The organism is Flavobacterium circumlabens (assembly GCF_004345565.1).
In the GTDB taxonomy this organism is placed as follows: Bacteria; Bacteroidota; Bacteroidia; order Flavobacteriales; family Flavobacteriaceae; genus Flavobacterium; species Flavobacterium circumlabens.
In genome coordinates this window covers 573,864-593,142 of sequence record NZ_SLWA01000002.1, presented here as the reverse complement: position 1 = coordinate 593,142, position 19,279 = coordinate 573,864, and the positions used below count along the sequence as shown (strand labels likewise).

Annotated in this window: 14 protein-coding genes and 1 pseudogene; 6 read left to right on the top strand and 9 right to left on the bottom strand. The window is 36.2% G+C overall.

Features of this window, described 5'->3' with window-relative positions; all coding sequences use genetic code 11:
• Positions 1-63 precede the first annotated feature (63 nt).
• The 3 genes from EV142_RS07125 to EV142_RS07115 form a co-directional block, all read right to left on the bottom strand.
• A complete protein-coding gene (locus EV142_RS07125; protein WP_132033927.1) occupies positions 64-1,929 on the bottom strand; it encodes a trehalase family glycosidase in 1,866 nt (621 codons plus the stop codon).
• Positions 1,919-3,139 (bottom strand): MFS transporter, encoded by a 1,221-nt coding sequence (locus EV142_RS07120; RefSeq protein ID WP_132033925.1) that lies wholly within the window; start codon positions 3,137-3,139, stop codon positions 1,919-1,921. Before EV142_RS07120 ends, EV142_RS07125 begins: the two co-directional genes overlap by 11 nt.
• Positions 3,140-3,263: 124 nt before the next feature.
• Positions 3,264-5,903 carry a TonB-dependent receptor gene (locus EV142_RS07115; protein WP_132033923.1) on the bottom strand — a complete coding sequence of 880 codons (2,640 nt, stop codon included), beginning with the start codon at positions 5,901-5,903 and terminating at the stop codon, positions 3,264-3,266.
• 362 nt (positions 5,904-6,265) lie between these two features.
• On the opposite strand from EV142_RS07115, the gene EV142_RS07110 reads away from it, so the two are divergent.
• The 6 genes and pseudogenes from EV142_RS07110 to EV142_RS24355 all read left to right on the top strand — a co-directional run.
• Complete coding sequence (locus tag EV142_RS07110; RefSeq protein ID WP_132033921.1) at positions 6,266-7,294, top strand: LacI family DNA-binding transcriptional regulator; 1,029 nt, start codon at positions 6,266-6,268, stop codon at positions 7,292-7,294.
• A gap of 382 nt (positions 7,295-7,676) precedes the next feature.
• The gene (locus EV142_RS07105; protein WP_132033919.1) at positions 7,677-8,168 is read left to right on the top strand and encodes a hypothetical protein; all 492 of its coding nucleotides are present in this window, start codon (positions 7,677-7,679) and stop codon (positions 8,166-8,168) included.
• A 657-nt stretch (positions 8,169-8,825) separates the two neighbouring features.
• Positions 8,826-9,347: a hypothetical protein gene (locus EV142_RS07100; RefSeq protein ID WP_132033917.1), complete on the top strand. Its 522-nt coding sequence runs from the start codon at positions 8,826-8,828 to the stop codon at positions 9,345-9,347.
• Between the two features lie 118 nt (positions 9,348-9,465).
• On the top strand, positions 9,466-9,858 hold the full coding sequence (locus tag EV142_RS07095) for a helix-turn-helix domain-containing protein (RefSeq protein WP_132033915.1): 393 nt from the start codon (positions 9,466-9,468) through the stop codon (positions 9,856-9,858).
• Positions 9,859-10,027: 169 nt separating this feature from the next.
• Positions 10,028-10,423: a hypothetical protein gene (locus EV142_RS07090; protein WP_132033913.1), complete on the top strand. Its 396-nt coding sequence runs from the start codon at positions 10,028-10,030 to the stop codon at positions 10,421-10,423.
• A gap of 85 nt (positions 10,424-10,508) precedes the next feature.
• Positions 10,509-10,727: pseudogene (locus EV142_RS24355) on the top strand (transposase); the annotation flags it as partial.
• A 913-nt stretch (positions 10,728-11,640) separates the two neighbouring features.
• Here the strand turns inward: EV142_RS24355 and EV142_RS07080 are convergent.
• From EV142_RS07080 to EV142_RS07055, 6 genes are all read right to left on the bottom strand, one after another.
• Positions 11,641-12,627 (bottom strand): FAD:protein FMN transferase, encoded by a 987-nt coding sequence (locus EV142_RS07080; protein ID WP_238698665.1) that lies wholly within the window; start codon positions 12,625-12,627, stop codon positions 11,641-11,643.
• A gap of 10 nt (positions 12,628-12,637) precedes the next feature.
• Positions 12,638-14,839, bottom strand: coding sequence for a PepSY domain-containing protein (locus EV142_RS07075; RefSeq protein WP_132033911.1), 2,202 nt, complete (start codon positions 14,837-14,839; stop codon positions 12,638-12,640).
• Between the two features lie 5 nt (positions 14,840-14,844).
• Positions 14,845-15,324 (bottom strand): DUF2271 domain-containing protein, encoded by a 480-nt coding sequence (locus EV142_RS07070; RefSeq protein WP_132033910.1) that lies wholly within the window; start codon positions 15,322-15,324, stop codon positions 14,845-14,847.
• 7 nt (positions 15,325-15,331) lie between these two features.
• On the bottom strand, positions 15,332-16,813 hold the full coding sequence (locus EV142_RS07065; RefSeq protein ID WP_132033908.1) for an ankyrin repeat domain-containing protein: 1,482 nt from the start codon (positions 16,811-16,813) through the stop codon (positions 15,332-15,334).
• A 410-nt stretch (positions 16,814-17,223) separates the two neighbouring features.
• Positions 17,224-18,438 carry an MFS transporter gene (locus EV142_RS07060; protein WP_132033906.1) on the bottom strand — a complete coding sequence of 405 codons (1,215 nt, stop codon included), beginning with the start codon at positions 18,436-18,438 and terminating at the stop codon, positions 17,224-17,226.
• 16 nt (positions 18,439-18,454) lie between these two features.
• The gene (locus EV142_RS07055; RefSeq protein ID WP_132033904.1) at positions 18,455-19,276 is read right to left on the bottom strand and encodes an SDR family NAD(P)-dependent oxidoreductase; all 822 of its coding nucleotides are present in this window, start codon (positions 19,274-19,276) and stop codon (positions 18,455-18,457) included.
• Positions 19,277-19,279: the final 3 nt, after the last annotated feature.

Genomic DNA, 19,279 nt, shown 5'->3' with positions numbered 1-19,279 from the left:
ACTTTAAAGACATTCTCAACAACTAATTGACGTTTTAAAAACGGTCGGGATTTCTTTCTTTTTTTAGAATAAAGTATCCGGATCGATTAAATGCGATAATTTTTCCTTTAAATCGGAACTCAGCAGTGTGAGTCCAAATTGGTAAGAGGCGTTCATCCAGCCAAATCCTTCTTCTGTTATGTAGTCAAATTCGGTTCCGACATTTCCGTACTCTGCAAAAATTTTATGGGAACTGATAGACAAATCAAATTTTTCAGGAATCGTTCCGTTATAATCAACCGCATTTCGGGTAATGAGCCACAACCAGCGATAGATCATTTCCTGTACTTCCTCCTGAAAATCATAATTCAATAATCCTTTCCATAATAGTATCTGATGCGGAGCCCAGCCAAACGGATAATCCCATTGTCTTGTGGGCGCATGTTCACTTACGTCCGCAATAGACGATGGAGTGCTTCCGGCAATTCCGCCTTTCATTTTAAATTTTGGCAGCGTTTTTTTAACTAAAATAGCGGCTTGTTCGTCTGTACAGATTTTTGCCCACAAAGGATAAAATGTTGTGGCTGCCTCAAAATAATGCTGTTCATTAAGTTCGAAATTATAATCCAGATAAAGGCCGTTGGTTTCATTCCAGCACAATTCATTGATTTTTTGCTTTCTTTCCGCTGCTTTTCCATTCCAGTCCTCACTCGAATAAGTAGTGTTTTCACTGTATTGAAACTCATCATTAAAAATAGTTTCAATGAGGAAAGCAATATCGGTTTCGTATTTATAAAGCAGACTGTTTATTGCAACTGTATTTAAATCCGCACAAATACCCACCAATCGGTTTGTTGTATCGTGGCCGCTTTCGCGCATGCTTCTGTCATGCATAAAATAATGATCCAGGTCGGCATCTAAAATTTCTCTTTCGAGGTATTTTTTCTCAAATTCCCGGGTTGACAGTCCGTATTTTGGCGCATATTTTTCAAGTATATCATCAAAATGGCCTTCTTCTACCTCAAACGGAAGTCCGATTCCTTCTGCTCTGTAACGATTTAAACCATTCGGAGTGCGTCTTTTTCCCTGCTCCATCCAAACCGTTTTGTATTCTTTAATAGCCGTTTTCAAATGTCTTTCAATCCATGCTTTTTCAGGATTTGACCTTTCGATAATATCAACAATCAAGGACGTATACAATGGAGGCTGCGTTCGCGTGAGATAATAACTTCGATTGGCATTTAAGATTTTTCCATAATGGTCAATCTGGTATTTAAAGTTTTCCGCCATGCCAAGTGCCAGATCAATTTTATCATCGATTAAGAGTCCCATGGTTATGAAATAACTGTCCCAGCCGTACATTTCATTAAATCTTCCACCGGGAACTACAAAAGGAATTCCGTCGGTTTTATTGTTTTTGGTTTGAAGCGCCAACGCCAGAATCCCGGGTTTTTTATTCAGTGATAAAACATATTCCGGTGCAATAGCTGCAGGCAACTGCACCACTTTTAAAGCAGGATTTGCGGCTTCTAAATTTTTAAAGTACTCAAATGCAAAAGAATCTCCGGCCGGAACATACAGATATGAAATTGCATTTTCTATTTTGTCATCCTCTAAAATCTTTTTTACTCCTGCAGCATCAATAGTTCTGGTAAGTCCATTCCAGTATAAATCTTTTATTTTTCTCGAAATTCTTTTTACCGGATCTTCTGTTATATCCTCTAAATTAATTTCGGCAAACTCCGCTTTATTTTTTTTGGACAAGGCCAATTCCTGTAATAAGTTAGAAAGTTGGTACGTTCCTTCGATAGCAATCTGATTTCCTTTATCATCTTCAAGCAAAAAGCGTTTTGGCCCTTTGTCATCAATGGTTATCTTTTTGTCGCCATCAGTGTCTTCCTGAGCCAGCAATTGACTAAGAGTCTGATTGATATGTAATTTAAATTTCATTTTTTGCGGTAATTTTTTTAAGGATAAAAAAGGAGATCAGTAATAAAGCCATCGGAATTAAGGTGAAATAAAATGCTTTTTCCGGGCCTTCGTTTTTAAACAGCCAGCCTGTTATCCGTGAACCCAATGTTCCTCCAAGAGCAGAAAAAATAACAATTAGTCCTGTCATTGAACTTTGAAGGTTTTTAGGCAATGAGCTCAATACAATTGAATTCAGTAAGGGATAAATAGGCGCTATAAATAACCCGATTAATGGAAATGCAAATCCAATTAGGGGAATATCTGTTAAAGAATTAATGTTTTTCACTTCAAGACCCACCACATTCGGAAGTACAAAATAGACGATTAACATAGCACAGATTACACAAACGCTAAGCACCCAGATCCAGTTGACTTTTTTGGTTATTATTCCGGCCACAAGTCGCCCAACTGCCAGTGAAATAGCCAAAATACTCGCCATCATAATGCTGATGTTTTCGGGTAAGTGTAATACTTTTGTATTGAATGTGGGCAGCCACGAAAGAATCCCCTGCTCGATCATTACGAATAAAAAAACGCTTATTACAAAAACAACTGTAAGCATTTTAGCGATCAATTTAAACATCTGCAGAAAATCATCCTTGAAATTTGCTCCGGCAGTTGCTGTAATTTCTTCAAATTTTGTAAAAAACAGAAATAAGAAGGACAATAGCGATAACCCCGCCAAAAACCAATAGACATTTAACCAGGAATCCGGATTGCTTTCCTCATTAAAAGCCGGAAACAGAAAGTAAGCCAATGCAATTCCAATCATAAAAACGCCTTCAATACTGCTCATCAGGGCATTGTGTTCCTTTTGGTTTTCGGTTACCGTACCGATTAAGGAATACACCGAAACTTTTATCAAAGCAAAAGATACTCCTACAGTTGCAAATAACAGTTTGGCACTGTCAAACGAGTTTCCGAAATACATGGCAATGCAGGCCAAAGTTACCAGCGCCAAGCCTGTCAGCATGGCTTTTTTATAACCAATCCGGGGCAGAAAAGAGGCGATAAAAAAAGAGACGATCGCAATAGGCATATCCTTAAAGGCTTCCAGAATACTGGCCTGTACTTCATCTACTCCGTAGTTTTTTTGTGATTTCAGAATTACAATGCCTACACTATTCAATAAAATAGCAAAGACAAAATAATTGAGATAAAGCGCTATTTTGATTCCTATGTTTTTCATTAAGGGATGGGTTTATTTTATAAAGAAGATCTCTTTATAAAAGAAGAATTACGTAAAGTTACAAAAATACCAAATGCTGTTTTTGCAACAGCATTTGGTGAACTATCAATTAACTAACTTCAAATTAAAAATTAACGGCTACCGAAAATCTAAAAGCACGTCCTAAAATAGGTCTTGCCATAAACACATCACTTGCTGCTGATGTTGTTTGTCTCGGATCGCCTTCCGTTAGACCAATCTCATTGAATAAATTCGATGCATCCACTGCAAAACGAAGGTTGTTGTAGGTATAATTTAAACCTGCCCCCACTTCTTTATAAGCTGGTAAAACCTGTTTGTTATCCTGATTGGTAAACTTTTTATCATAATAAGAGAATTGTACATAAGCTGTAAAATCTTTTGTGATGTCTACTTCTGGTCTCAGGTTACAGAAAAATTTCGGGATTCTTCGGGCTGTATTTCCATTGAAATCAAAAGTAGAACCGTCTGCGTTAGTACCCGTAAAATTATCATATTCCGGTTTTTGAACAGTGAAAGTAAAATTCAGGTTTACGATTTCATATCTTGCATTCGTCTCTACTTCAAGACCAATATTGTTTACATCGGCAAATTTGTTTTCAGAAGTTCCGTCTGATAAAATATCCGTAAAGGCAACATTTTTCAGATTCATGTGAAATACATTGGCATTAACAGAAAAGAATGAACCGGAATATTTGTACCCTAATTCCAACTGATTCACTTTTGTATTTTCAAGCTTGCTTAAATCAGCTGCATTGTCATAAAAAGATTCTTCAATCGGAGACCTGAAACCATGACTGTAACGAACGTAAGAAGCCATATTATCATTGAACTTATAATTTGCAGCGCCTGTATAAGACAATTCGCTTACATCATATCTCCAGTAGGTATAAGGATTTCCTTTTACCGTTGTAACCGCATCATCGGCAGTATTGTTATCTAAAACTCCTAAATTTTCGGCAAAAAATCTGGCATTATCCCTGTAGCCCGAATACTTGTCTTTATTGTATCGTACACCTGCATTAAAAGTCAGGTTTTCTGTCGCTTTGATTTCTGCATCGGCATAAATATCATTCAAAACGCCTTTCGTTTGTGCATCTCTTTCCAGCCAGGTGATTCTTTCCACTCCATTCCAGGTATGGTTTACTCCTGTTGTATTGTCTTCTACATTTAATAATCTCGGATTGTCTGAAACGCTTACCAGATACGAATTCCAGTTCCAGTATTGATTTGATTTCCAGTTGGAATAATAGTATCCGGCCGTCAGTTTTACAGGATCCAAATCAAAAGCGAAAGAGAAATTGTTGGCAAAATTGTTCATTTTTTTATGAATGTACCAATGATCGGCTCTCATAATTAATGCATTGGGATCAACAGCTGCACCATTATCTACATAAGTAAAATCAAGATTAGCCGCAGTTGTATTCTGAATTCCTGTTGCATAAGCATCTTGTGTCCAAGGACCTCCGTTAGGGAAAATGGCATTGTAATTCAAATCGATAGCCGTTTGTTTAAAGGCATTTTTGAAAGTCACTTTCTCTGAAATTTTCTTTTTGAATTCCGCTCCAACGGAGTTGATTACCGGATGCGAACCATCTTCTAAATCGGCACTAAAAGTTCCGCCACCGTATTGAGGCACGTTCAGATGACTGAAATTTACAGAGGTTAATGTTCCATAATTTGGATTAAAACCATCTATGCCTTCAATTTTTCCGTTATTGCTTTTTAATGGAATCGGCAGGTAAAAAGTATTTCTGTCGTCAAGATGTTTGAAATTGACTCTTAAATAATCTCCATCATCAAATTTATAGGTTAGGTTTCCTTTGATCTGACCTCCTTTATTGGCTGTAAATCCGGTATTTCTCACTCCATTATCGGCTCTGTAAAATCCTCCGATATTAAAAAATAATTTATCCTGAATTAAAGCGCCTGATAAATTAAGATCGGTTCTGAACATTCCGTAATCTGAAGTGGAAAATTTCGCTCTTCCCTGAAAATCATTTTGTCCTGTTTTAGAAATAAAATTGATGATTCCGCCGGGCGCATTGTTGGCGAAAATTGAGGCAGATCCTCCACGTACCGCTTCCATTTTACTCACCGTTTCGTCCAGTCTGTAAAACGTATCTGCGTTGGCAAATTGCAAAGCGCCATCTTCAAAAACCGGTAATCCGTCTTCCTGGATTTGTACATATTCATAAGCTCCTGCTGATGGAATTCCTCTCGCAAAAAGGTTGTTTCCGATTTCCCCTCCTGAGGCTTCTACTACAAATCCGGGAATGGTCTGAAGCAAAGCTGCCGTACTTGCCGGAGCCCTGTCTTCGATGGCTTTCGCTCCCATCGAAGTAATGGCCACGCTTGATTCGAGTTTCGATCTCGGACTCGATGATCCTGTCACGACCACTTCTTTTAAGTTTTGCGATTCTGTTTCTAAAAATAAATTTTCTACTACTGCTTCTCCTTCTTTTACAGTAACTTTTTTTCCGAAGCTTTTATAGCCCACATTGGTTGCTGAAATCGTATAAGTTCCGGCAGCAACATTCGAAAATAAATAGCTTCCGTTTACATCGGTAGTCACAGTCTGATCTGATCCTGTTAAGGATACGTTTGCTCCTGGAACAGTTTGTCCGCTTTCATCGAACACTTTTCCGGAAACAGTATTTTTCTCCTGTGCAAACAAGTGGTTTGGTACAGAAATTAGGCATAACATTAAAAATAGTCCGCCTGCATACGAGTTAATAAGTTTCATTTTTTTTTGGTTTGGTTAGTAAAATTCATACTTGTTAGTGTAAACTTAGTAACTAATTAAAACCTGACTACGAAATTATAATCGAAAACGTTTTCGAAAACACCTAAAACGTTTTCGAAAATTATTTTTTTATGGAAACTGGTCTAATTTAACCGCGAAGTAAACAATGCCAATAGCTATCAGCCATAAGTAAAACGTGCTATTTTTAGATCTTTGATGGCTGAATTATTTATATCTAATTTCTTTCTGCCTTATCTCTTCAGGAATTTACGTTCTCTTTAAAATGTTGAAAAAATCTTTCCTAATATTGCCCCTTAATAATTTTCACCTCGAACTCTCGTAATTTTTAGTATATTTATTTCATGAATGATACAAAATTAATTGATATCGCCTCGGCATTGGGAATTTCTGTCACTACGGTTTCAAAAGCTTTAAAAGGGTATACTGACATTAGTAAAACTACCCGTGCGAAAGTGATTGAAATGGCCGATAAGATGAATTATATGCCTAACTCTGTTGCGGTCAACCTCAGGACCAATGAAACCAAAACGATTGGCGTCATCATTCCTGCAACGGTACATCACTTTTTTTCCAGCGTCCTGAACGGAATTTTGGAAGAGGCCGAGAAAAGAGGTTATTTGGTTATTATCCTTCAGTCGAGTGAAAAATATGAACTGGAGAAAAAACAGGTTGCCCTATTATTGCAAAAAAGAGTGGATGGTATTTTGATGTCCCTTTCCAATGAAACGGATGATTTTTTTCATATTAATGAAGCCATCCGAAAAAATACGCCGGTGGTTTTATTTGATAAAATTGCCAAACGTGTCGATTGTTCCAAAGTCGTTATCAATGACATGAAAGCTGCCTATGATGCCGTAACGTATTTAATAGAAAAAGGGTTCAAAAAAATTGCACATTTTCGCGGGTCTTATGTTCCCCAAAATTCTATTGACCGTTTTTTAGGCTATAAAAAAGCACTTGAAGACCATAATATAAAGTACGATCCTTCTCTGGTCTATGTTTGTGATCACAATACGGACTTTGAAGACGGCTACGAAAATGCCGAAAAATTAATGACCGATCATAATGATGTAGATGCTGTTTTTGCCGTTACGGATCTGGTGGCCATCGGAATTATTAAATATTTTAATGACAAAAAAATAAAAACGCCCGAACAGGTTGCCGTTTTTGGATTCAGCAATTGGTTTATGAGCACCGTAATTTCACCAAAACTTACCACAATCGACCAACCCGGATACGACATCGGCTATCGTGCTGCCTCGATATTAATTGATGAAATTGCCCAAATAAAAGAACATATTCCAGTAGTACATCAAATTGTTGAATTACCCACTCACATTATTGAAAGGGAATCTACGCAGAGGTTATAAAAAGACCCGAAATTATACATTAATTTTTTTCTTTGGATAATAATCTCCCACTCCATTACCCTTAAAGGTTTTTGATTTAAAAATCCCGCTCTCCGAAATGTCCCTTATGAAAAGCTGTCGAAATGTCTTATAGCATATTGTTTAGACAATGAAAATTTGCAAGCTATTTTTAATTTATATTGGGATGAAAGTCGGAGACTTTATGAGATTTCTGTTTAAATTATACTTGTTTAAAAAAACGCAAAGTCAGAGACATTTGCGTAGCGTCGATGAAGACTTCAGGGAGCTGGGGATATTTATAAAGATAAAATATCAAGATGAGGAAAAGAAATGACAGAAACCTATTTAAAATCGATGAATGATAATTTAAAGATGTATAAAGATGGAAATGATTAAAAGAAAAACGATAACTCTGTGCATATTAATGGTTTGTATATATATTTTTGAAAAATGTAGTTTCTATGATTCAAATATTTCTAGCACTATTTTGAATCATCAAATAATTTATGATTCTATAAATTATAAAGTAAAAAAATTTAATGTTAATTTATATACAACACTAGAGTTTAAAAATAAAAATATCGAGAGAAATCAGTATAATGACTTTTTATTAATTATTGAAAAAGATACTTTTCCTTTAATTCCACAGGTTAACTATTTAAAAAAAGAGAGTCATGATCAGATACAAATCCGATATTTATCAAAAATAAATTTTCAATCTAATAGGTACGATAATGATTCTATATTAAATATTATAAAAAAATATAGCAAAGTAATTAATTCAAAAGGGAAAGAAATTAATAAAAATAAAGGATTTATTATTGAGCCACTGATTCTTTTACATATGCCTAAAAATAATGGAATAAAAATTTAATCTTACCCGCTCTCCTAATTTTTCCTTATGAAAAGCTGCACAAATGTATCTGAATTTTGCGCATTTTTTTTGTGTTCTCATGAAAATTAAAATCTGATAAAAGTCTCCCAACTTATTAAGAATCAAACTTAAACAATGTCTTATAAAATATTATTTAGGCTATGAGAATTCCAATCTGTTTTTAATTTATATTTGGATGAAAGTCGGAGACTTTAAGGTGTTTTCGTTTTTAAATGATAAATTCTAAATGGCGCAAAGTCAGAGACATTTGCGCAGCGTTGATGAATACTTCGAGGAGCTGGGCACTAAGTAACAAAAATTTGCCAGCGTAGATAATTACTTCGCACAACTAGTACTACTCAAAAAATATTTCCTACCCCAACTTTTTTTAATTGTAATCTTTTTATTACATTTGTTTTTATTTAAAGTAAGGATATAAAAAATCTCCCTCGTAAAACAAAAATTAAAATGACGTGTAAAAAAATTATGTTGAAAAACTTTTGTTGTAATACAAATTCAACAAATAATTCACAACAGCCGTGTTGAAAAACTTATGTTGATTAAAAAATACAACAAGTAATTTACAACAGAATGTTGTAAGCGAGAATAGCAATTAATTTTAAACAGTACTAAAATACAACAACCATAAGCTGAGTAATGAAAAGGGAGAAAAAAACAGGAGACCTATTGGGGTTTCAGCAGGAAGAAATAGCCACACTATTGGGTATAAAGCCAGGCCTTTGGTCGATGTATGTATTAGGGAAACGTCTTCTGCCGTCGGCAGCCCAACTGAGACTCGTCAAAATGGAGGTTTTTGTAGAACAGCAAAAAATAAAGAGAGAAAATAATCCTTCTCCTAGACAGCAGCCGGAATTAAACGAAAGGAAGTATTGGGAAGACCGGCTGAACCTAAACCAAATCAACCAATATAGGATCACCGCTAAACTCAAAAAGTGTCAGGAAAAATACGAGTGTGCCCGCAACGGTTTCGAACTTACTGATTTTCTGGAAGACGAAGTAGAAAAAGAAATCAAAGACAAAGTTTTACCGCACCTAAAAGACAGAACACAAGATGTTATGCAGAAAAACAGCCCCCATCAGCAGGAGCAATACGAATTTAAACTTCAACTACTGCAATACGAGGAAAAGCACCTGAAAAAGAAACTATCGGCTCTGTGAAAAAAGTTTTCAGTCGCGGTTTTCAGTCGCAGTTTGCATTATCAAATTATCACATTGCCAAATTATCTAATTACCAAATTTTTTCAATTTTTTTATTCATTATTATTATCTTTGAACTATGAGCACAGCAACCAAACCCAGACACATTGGCCGAAATATAAGCCGAATCAGAGAACTTCGTGGTATGAAACAAGAAGTACTTGGAGAAGCTATTGGAACAAGCCAGAAATCTATTTCCGGTATTGAATCCAGCGAAACTGTTGATCCCGAAAAACTTAAAGAAATTGCAAAAGCACTTGGTGTTACGGTAGAAGCTATTGAAAACTTTTCGGAAGAATCTGTATTTAATTTCTTTAATAACTTTTACGATAATAGTTCTAATAATGGTGCCATACATGCTGCCAATTGCACTTTTAATCCTCTTGATAAGGTTGTGGAGCTTTACGAACGTTTAGTTCAGTCTGAAAAAGAAAAGATTGAATATTTAGAAAAATTGATGAAAGGAAAATAATATTCTTAAAGTAGAGGATTTCTTATATACAAAATGCACAATTTGACTTTGTGCATTTTTTTTTTGATTCTTACGAATTATAAATTCGTAAATGGCGCAAAAGTCAGAGATCTTTTGCTACAGCAACAGCGATTAAGGCTTCGGGAAGCCGGTTAATAAAACAATTATTATGAAACAAATTAAAGTTACTCCCGTTTTTTTTATTTTATTGTTAGCACTCACTGCTTGCAAAAAAGAAAAAAAAGATGATGAAATAATTATAGAATCTGAGAATTCAGCTAGTTATTTTCAAGAGAAATTGAATAATATAGAACTTATGGATTCTTTAAGCAAGAGAGTTATAGAGCATGGGGACACAAAAGCTTATTTTGAAATCCAGTCGATATATAATATTGCTGAACAAAGGCAAACATCAGCATTGTATTATGCCCTTATAATGGCTAATAAGTACCATTATAATCAGGCTTATTACGATGTGTATTACATTTTGAATTCACCAAAAGTCGATAATAAAACAAGAGAAATGGCCAACGAATATCTAAAAAAATACAAGAAAGAGAAATAAAAAGGTTTGTTTTTCATATTAGTATTTTTACCCACCCTCTTTCCAAAGTATCCCTTATGAAAAGCTGCGCAAATTTCTCTAGACTGGAAAGAAAAACAGCAATGTGAAATTCAGACAGTTTTGGCAACAAAATAATAAGCCTATCGAGATTTGGTCCTTGAAAGTTTTTGAGCAAAAGTTAAACTATATACATAACAATCCGCTGGAAACAGGTTTTGTTACTAATCCAGTAGATTGGAAATATAATTCAGCAAGAAACTTTGGTGATAATGATCAAACTGTATTAGAAATTGACATAAATTGATGTTGATTGCGTTCACGAGCGAGACGCTCGTGCTAGTAGGAGAATTATGTTAATAATGAACCACACCGTAATATTACTATATATTCTGAAAACGGTAATATAAATCTTTTGGACAATTATTTTTATGGTAAAAAATAAGGTTTCAGTTATTTATACTATAAAGATGGGAACTACAGTCTAATAGTTTTATGTCTCTGGAAAACGAGATGGCGAACAATATGAGTTTAAAGAAAATCAAGATACTTTAAAAATTGAATATTATAAGAAAGGCATTTTAACTAATGAGAAAGTAATTAATTTACTTATACTTTCCTGTTGTTCTCATTCTTCTTTTTTGAAGATTTAAGCAAACCAATATATGTCAAAATTTCGATTATCATTTCTATCATAATTATTTGGGTTTTTATATAACCACATTTTAGCAAAGGTAATGTTATGTGATCTATTAATACCATTTTAAGATTTTAAAGAGATAACTCTTGCTCTCCGAAGTTTTCCTTGTGAAAAGCTGCGCAAAGGCATTTGCAATTTTTTTGTATTCTCATGAAAATTAAAACCTGATAAAAGTCTCCTGACTTTTTTATAATCAGTCATAAACAATGCCATATAAAATATTATTTAGGCTATGGAAATTTGCAATCTCAACTTATTTATCATACAAGACAAAAAAAAAATTATAAAGAAAAAAATTTCAGAATTTATTGCAACTAATTAAAACTAGTTTAGAAACAGCCTACCCTGCTCTCCGAAGAGTTTTCATGAAACGCTGCGCGAATTTCTCCTGACTTCGTACAGACAACTATAATCAAAAAGCGAAACCTCGCCATTCAGGAGAGGTTTTTTTATGTTTTTTAGAGAGCTCTTCTGGTAATAAGTAAATGTTCCAAAATAATGTAAATAAAAACCCTTCCACTCAATTCCTCCTAAAATTCTTTGATTTAAAAACCTTTCCCTTATCCGTAATCATTAGACAACTATACGCAGGATATTTATTGATTAACTGAAGTCCGGCCTCTTTTCCGAGCACAATTAGTGAAGTACTGAAACCATTTGCCATTTCCGCACTTGGTCCGAAGACTGTAGCGCTTACAATTCCGGTTGCGGGATAACCTGTAATGGGGTTTATAATGTGGGAATATCTTTTACCGTTTAACTCTATAAACTTTTCATAATTACCGGAGGTGGTAACGGCTTCTCTTTTCAGGGAAAATATTTTAACGAATTTATCGGTATCAAATGGATTAGTAATGCCGATAGTCCATTCCTTTCCGTTGGGCTGTGCTCCCCAGGTGGTGAGATCTCCGGAAGCATTTACAATACCTGCTTTTACGCCTTTGGCTTCCATCACTTCACGGGCTTTATCGGCTGCGTAGCCTTTTCCGATGGATCCAAAACCAATTTTCATTCCGGGTAATTTCAGGAATATGGTCGATTGAATACTGTCCAATACTATATTTTGATATCCTACTTTTTCTACTGATTTTTTGATTTGTTCGGGTGTTGGCATTTCGGTCATCGAGCCGTCATATTTCCATACTTTTTCCAGAGCGGCAAAGCTAATATCGAATGCACCGTTTGTAATTTTAGAAATAGCAATTGCTCTCTTCGTAAGATCAAACACTTCCCTATCGACCTTTACCGCGCGAATACCCGCATTTTGATTGACTTCGGAAACCTGAGAATCCGATTTCCAGTCTGAAATCAGGTTTTCGATACGTGTAATTTCTGCAATGGTTTCCTTTATCCGGGTTTCAGCCGTTAGTGAATCTTCTGCCACAATGGTAATATCAAAACGACTTCCCATGAGCAATGTGGTTCTCTTCCGCATGACTTGTCCGGTGCAGGCAAAACTGTACAGGAGCAGGCCAATTGCGATTGTATTTATTACTTTTCTCCCCATAACTTCAGGCTTAATAACAATCTGCCAGCACTTGTTTTTTTGTTTTATAATACGCCAGATCATTTCCGTTTTTTTCGATGCAAATGGTGTCCAGCATTTTTTCTACGTCCTGTTGCATCGCAAGCGACCCACAAATCATAACAGTTCCGCCCTGTTGTAATAAAACGGCAAAAAACTCAGCGTCTTTCTGAATTAAATCCATTACATAACACTGATTTTGTTCCTTTGAAAAGGCAATATGAAAATCTTTCAGGTGTTGCCTGCTAATCTGATGGTCTGCAAATTCTTTGTATGTAGAAACCGATTCTGTTTGGTTTCGGAAACCACAGTACAAATGACATGCTGTTTTAGTTTTATTCTGCTCAATCATTCCCAGGAAGGGGGCAATTCCGGTTCCATTTGAAATCAAAGCCACCGCAGAAGTCTTTTTAGGAAAGTGAAATCCTTCATTTTTCATTACTCTTGCTTTGATAACCGATCCTGGTTCAAGACGATATAAATAACCGGAACCAAGACCATGTGGGTGCAACTTGACCACTAAACTGATATTCCCTTTGCTCTTTCCTATAGAGTACAAACGGTCTCTCCCGTCTCCGGCCGGATAAAGGGCCAGCAAATCACCCGATGTAAATTTCGTTCTGCTTCCGGCACGCAGGGTGATCCTAAAGGTATGATCGGTTTCTGAAACTGCCGTTTTTTCCAATACAATCATCTTCTCCACTCCTCTTGGCTTTTGTGCATAGGTTGCCGGTGTCAAAGCTAAAGCAATGTCTGCTTTTTTGCTCCATTTTTTCACCCATTCTACAAATTGTAAAGGCGATTTATCATCAACAGTATGAAGTTCCAGAAAACGGCTACTCCATGATTTCTGATCTAACAACTCGTCTGTTTTTTTCGCAAAACCGCAAAAATCCGGATATGATTTAGACCCGAAACCCACAATACTTATTTCAACTTTTTGTTCCTGCGGATATTGATCTACCAGCGATAAAAATTTGCCGCCATTGGAAGGTGCATCGCCTAACCCATGCGTAGAGGTAAAAACTATAAGATGTTCTGCTTTTGGAAATTGGGTATAATCATTTAAACCGCCCAGATAAGAAGAAAAGCCTTTGCTTATTAATTGGGTGTGAATAGCATTCGCAAAACGCAAGGTGCTTCCGTTTTCTGAACCGGCCAGTAAAATAAAACGACTGTCTTTTGCGGTATGCTTGTTTTTAATTTTGGTTTCCCTGCGACGCAAAGTCATGGCAAAGCCTGAATAAATGAAAAACAGAATATTCAGTGAAGCAATAGCCAGAACAACAGCCCAAATCGCATTAGTGCGTCCGGTATGAAGATCAAGACTCAGATTTTCAAGCAATACCGTTACGGGATAACGGACTTCACTTATAATTTGCCCTGTAAACTGATTGACATGGAGTTCGCGATCTGCAAGTTTAAGGATGAAAACCTCTTCCGGATCTTCGGTATCAAAAGGAAATTCTATTTTCTGGACCTCAGAAAGTTTTGTCTTTTTGAAGATCTCAAAATCCGCACTATTTTGCTGTTTGGCAGTTTTAGTATCAACCGGAGTCTCTTTCTGATTGATTTTGGTCTCCGGAAAAAGCTTAAATCTTTGCATGGAAAGATACGTCCCAGAAAGTGCGATGATCAAAATCGGAATAAGCATCAGCCTTCCTAAAATAACATGATAATATTGCGCAAAATTGTCTTTAATGATTTTCGAGAAAAAACGACGCAATCCCTTTTGTCTCTGCAATACTAATGCTGTACCGGAAATGGCGATCAGGAAAAGCAAAAAGGCATTAACACCAATAAAAAACCTTCCAGTTTCATGTAAAAAAAGGGAACGATGCAGCGAAGTAACCCATTGGATAAAAGCACTTTTCTTTTCGGTCTTCCCTATTACTTTGCCAGTTACAGGATTGATATAAGCATTAACATCGTTACCCTCTTCATCAAGACCTTTTAATGTGGTAAACTGATTGTGATCTACACTGATTTCGCTAACTTCCAGATAGTTTTTACTCAAAGCAGGAATAACATCTGCAATGTAGAGATTCTCAAAATTATCGACACGATAAGGCGGCATTTTCTCCCCTATCGCATCGGCAGCTAGTACCACTCCGGTAACGGATGCCAAAACAAGAAAGAGTGAAGAAAATACCGCCATCGTTAAGTGTGCATATCTCCAGACAGATAATGTCATATGCCTTATATATTGCTGAGTTTTACATATCGTATGTACCCTTTTCCTTCTGCTTTTTCGGTAATTCCAGCTGTTGTTAGCGGTATTTCGGCATCTCCTACATAATATTTCTGGTCTTCTACAGCGGTTTCAAAACGTATTTTATAGCCTTTATTAATTTTTGAATTTTCAATTTCAAATACCGTTACACTGCGATCTCCTCCGGTAACCGAAGCTCCCGTTTTAGCACTTACGTCCGGTTTTTTAGCATTGAATCTATTCCATTCCTTCAGGCTTTTGTACCATTTTTTATCATCGCCCATTACATACAGGGTTTTTTCATATTCACCTTTAGCATCAATAAGGGAAACTGCCACATAAGCACCTTCACCAACATAGTTTGCCATTTGCAAAAGGCATTTGTACTTAGTAGTTTGTGCCGAAGCCTGAAATGAGAAAAGGCCTGCAATTACTGCCATCAGACAGATTTTAGATAATGATTTCATTTAATATTTATTTTAAAAAATCTACAGATATATTATTCTTTTTTAGTAATTCGTTTTCTTGTGCCAGGCTGTAAGCCGTTTCATCAAATTCGGTTTTGATGTCTTTTTTAGCGCCGATTGACAACAAATACTTCAAAACAGTATCGTCTTTTGCGATCATTGCTGCTTTATGCAAGGCTGTTAATCCTTCTTTATTTTTAGCATTTACATCAATATTAAGTCCGTCCAGTTTTTTCAACAGGGTGATATTATTTTTGGCCGCAGCATTATAATATAAGGTACTTCCGTCTTTTTGCTGCGCTGCAAAGTTAATCCCTTTACTCTTTAACAGGGTTAATTTATCGTCGAAATCATCTTTTTGCGCTCCGCCTTTTGAAGCTCTGTACGATTCAATCAGATAAAAGGCGAGATTGTTTCCTGCAGTGTCGGTAACATTGATATCTGCACCTTTACTCAAAAGCAATGCAACAACTTCTGCAGTACTTCTTTTTACTGCTGCAGTCAGTGCAGATTCTCCTTTGGCATTTACAGCGTTGATATTTTTTACTTTTGCTGCTAAAGTTTGAATTAGCTCTATGTCTTTTCCTTCTGATGCCAGAATTAAAGCGGTGTTTCCTTCTTTGTCAGCCTGGTTAACGTCTACTCCTTTATCGATAAAATATTTTACAATTTCAGACTGTTTTTCTTTGCGTGCCAGTATGTGAATCACAGTTTGACCAGTAGAAGAGGTTGCTGTGGGTTTAAGTTTAAGATCCTCTACTAAATATTTAAACTCTTCGATTGGGTTTGCACTTCTGCGCATTCCCTGAGCGGCCGTTATTAAGGCATAATCCGTATACTTCACTCCTTTTCCTGCCAGTGTTTTTAATAATTCAATATTTCCCGATCTCGCTGCATAGTCAAAAGCGGTATGTTTGTTATTATCTACATCTTTAAGAGATAGTCCTTTCGATACTAAATAATTCGTAATGGTCAGGTCTTTATCGGCAGAAACAGCCAGCAACAATAGATTGGCTCCATCATCGTATTTCTTTTTCGGATCAACTCCTGCTTTAAAAAAGGCATCAAATGTTGCGGGAGTTGTTGTTCCGGTGCCGGCAGCAAATGCAAGTGGCGTAGTGCCATGACTGTCTTCGAAATTAACATCGGAACCTTTAGCAATAAGATATTCTGTAAGTTCTGTATTTCCTTTATAGGCAGCCCAGTGCAGGTAAATACGATTGTCGTGCGTCAGTTTTGTTATTTCGTTACCCGGAAGTGTCAGTAAATATTTGATGTCTTCAATTGGCGCGCTGTTATTGATCGCCAAAACAACGGGATCAAATGCATTTGCATTTAATTCTGCAGGATTACTTCCTTTTTCTATTTCCGATTTTAAAGTGGCTAAATCCGGAGCGGCTTTCCAGAAATTCTGGTCTAAAAGTTTATTTTCCTGAGCGTTTACCTGTAATGCTGCTGCTAGTAATGCAGTAAAGAATATTTTTTTCATAATGTATCCAATCAACGAATTCCTAATCTGTTTAACGAACTTTCCACTGCGGGATTTCAAGGCCGAAAGTTAAGTCTTATTTAGAATATTTCAAAATAAGGATTCGTAAATGTGGATTATTTTTTCAATAAAATTTTCATCGCATCCAACACAATGATTTTCAATCTTATATATTGATTTATTTGTTCTAAATATTACAAATTTAAGGTTATCATTTACTAAAAAAATCAACTTTTGCGTCGCATTCATCTTCTATTTGAAAGACTTTCATTCAACTTTACAGGAAGAACCGTCCCAGAATTGTATTTTGTCCCGGAAAAAGATAAAATAGTAAATAAAAAATCCCGCCTTAATAAGCGGGACGTTTTTAACAGGATATCAAAATTGATCATATAATTTCGAACCTCTATTTATTCTTTAACAACATTTCCAAGGCTGTTTTGTAATCGGTATTTGTTGAATATCACAAAAAGGATCGTAACGATTACAAGTAAGGAAAGATCAGCAACTCCAAGTAGTAATTGACTTTTCACTTTAAATAAATTTGCAAATCCGTAACTGAATATTGAACTGATCATATACATCACACCGCCTGTAAGACCGCTGGCCACTCCTGCATTTTTGGAGAAACGGGTCAGGCAATACCCGTAAATAATATTAAAAATAAAACCTCCGGCGATATGAATACCAATTATAAAGCCAATTAAAGTGTAAATATTGGTCAGCCATGAAGAAGTGAAAATCATCAGTAACACTAACAGAATCTGAATACCAAACGCAATTCCGACTTTCTTTCCCAACGGTTTTTTTATTAATGCTTTTGCGATGATTCCGCCTGTCATCAACGATAAACCGGACAACAAAGAAGTGTAACCTGTCGTGATTGCAGAATGACCCAAAACACGTTCTATGATAAAAGGACTGGATAAACTAAAGACCACTACAATACCAAAACAGATTCCGATAATAAGGAGTCCTAATGTAAAATCAGGTGTTTTAAGCATTCCCTTATACGTTTCTGCAATTGATTTTAGCCTGAACGGATGATAATGTTTTAATGATTCTCCACTATAAATAAGTTCTAAAACCAAAAATACCAGTGATAATCCGCCTAAAAAGTAAAAGTTAGATCTCCAGCCAAAACTGCTTTGCAGATAGCCTCCCAGAAATGGAGCCATAATAGGCGCACAGGCCCAAATGATCGAAAACAAACTGATGTAGCTTTTTAGTTTTTCATCTTTAAAAAGGTCGACAAAATAAGCACGTTTCCCGACTACAATCAGCGCAATTGTAATGCCCTGAATAATTCGCATGGCATAAATCACATAAATATTAGGCACCACTGCAATTACAAAGCTGGTAACCGAAAATAAGGCCAGCGATACCAGACCAATTTTATAACGTCCGAAACTGTCTAAAATACTTCCGATAAAAAACTGGCTTACCCCAACACTAAACATAAACAACACCAGCGAAAGCTGAACAGCTGCTGCCGAAACATGCAGATCATTGGCCATTGCCGGTAATGATGGCAAATAAATATCTGTCGCAAAGCCGGATAACGGGATCAAAGCAAGGGCCAGTATTGTACTAAAGCCCTTGTGATTTTCTTTTAAAACTCTCATTTTTTATTTTATAAAATTATGCTCCGTGTGCTTCCTCAGAAACGCTTTTCCATTCTTCGAAACTTGCCAGACGTTCTTCGTATACTTTTTTAACGGCCGGATAAGCAAATGAACCCAGTAACAATCGTAAAGGAGGTTCCGGAGCATCTGTCAATTTTAAAATAACAGCAGCCGTAGCCTCCGGTTTACCAAAAATTCCGGGAGTAGCAGTAGCTTCACTAAAAGCTTGTTTTACAGGATCGTATATGGACATGCTTTTGGTCTGAACTGCAGATTCTCCGGACCAGTCTGTGGTATAACCATTAGGCTCTACCAGGGAAACATTAATTCCAAAACCTTTTACTTCTGTAGCAAGCGTTTCACTAAACCCTTCTACTGCAAATTTAGAAGCATTGTAAAGTCCCAAAACAGGCAGCGTTATCAGTCCTAAGAAACTGGATACCTGAATAATATGGCCGCTTTTTTGTTCACGCATAATCGGCAGTACCGCTTGTGATAACCAAAGTACTCCAAAGAAGTTGGTTTCCATTTGCTTTCTTGCTTCTTCTTCTGATGTTTCTTCAATGGTGCCAAATAAACCGTATCCGGCATTGTTGATCAGGACATCAATTCTTCCAAAATGTTCTTTCGCTTTGTTTACGGCTTCAAAAGAAGCTTTGCGGTCATTGACGTCCAGTTGAAGCGGCAGTACGAGATCTCCATATTTATCTTTTAATTCCTGTAAGGCTTCAATACTTCTTCCGGTTGCCACTACACGGTCACCACGCTTTAAAAATGCTTCTGCCCAGATTTTTCCAAATCCTCTTGTGGCTCCTGTTATAAAAATTACTTTCGACATTGT

Coding starts and splice junctions, on each gene's coding strand:
- EV142_RS07125 (WP_132033927.1), bottom strand. CDS start 1,929: ATGAAATTTAAATTACATATCAATCAGACTCTTAGTCAATTGCTGGCT.
- EV142_RS07120 (WP_132033925.1), bottom strand. CDS start 3,139: ATGAAAAACATAGGAATCAAAATAGCGCTTTATCTCAATTATTTTGTC.
- EV142_RS07115 (WP_132033923.1), bottom strand. CDS start 5,903: ATGAAACTTATTAACTCGTATGCAGGCGGACTATTTTTAATGTTATGC.
- EV142_RS07110 (WP_132033921.1), top strand. CDS start 6,266: ATGAATGATACAAAATTAATTGATATCGCCTCGGCATTGGGAATTTCT.
- EV142_RS07105 (WP_132033919.1), top strand. CDS start 7,677: ATGGAAATGATTAAAAGAAAAACGATAACTCTGTGCATATTAATGGTT.
- EV142_RS07100 (WP_132033917.1), top strand. CDS start 8,826: ATGAAAAGGGAGAAAAAAACAGGAGACCTATTGGGGTTTCAGCAGGAA.
- EV142_RS07095 (WP_132033915.1), top strand. CDS start 9,466: ATGAGCACAGCAACCAAACCCAGACACATTGGCCGAAATATAAGCCGA.
- EV142_RS07090 (WP_132033913.1), top strand. CDS start 10,028: ATGAAACAAATTAAAGTTACTCCCGTTTTTTTTATTTTATTGTTAGCA.
- EV142_RS07080 (WP_238698665.1), bottom strand. CDS start 12,627: ATGGGGAGAAAAGTAATAAATACAATCGCAATTGGCCTGCTCCTGTAC.
- EV142_RS07075 (WP_132033911.1), bottom strand. CDS start 14,839: ATGACATTATCTGTCTGGAGATATGCACACTTAACGATGGCGGTATTT.
- EV142_RS07070 (WP_132033910.1), bottom strand. CDS start 15,324: ATGAAATCATTATCTAAAATCTGTCTGATGGCAGTAATTGCAGGCCTT.
- EV142_RS07065 (WP_132033908.1), bottom strand. CDS start 16,813: ATGAAAAAAATATTCTTTACTGCATTACTAGCAGCAGCATTACAGGTA.
- EV142_RS07060 (WP_132033906.1), bottom strand. CDS start 18,438: ATGAGAGTTTTAAAAGAAAATCACAAGGGCTTTAGTACAATACTGGCC.
- EV142_RS07055 (WP_132033904.1), bottom strand. CDS start 19,276: ATGTCGAAAGTAATTTTTATAACAGGAGCCACAAGAGGATTTGGAAAA.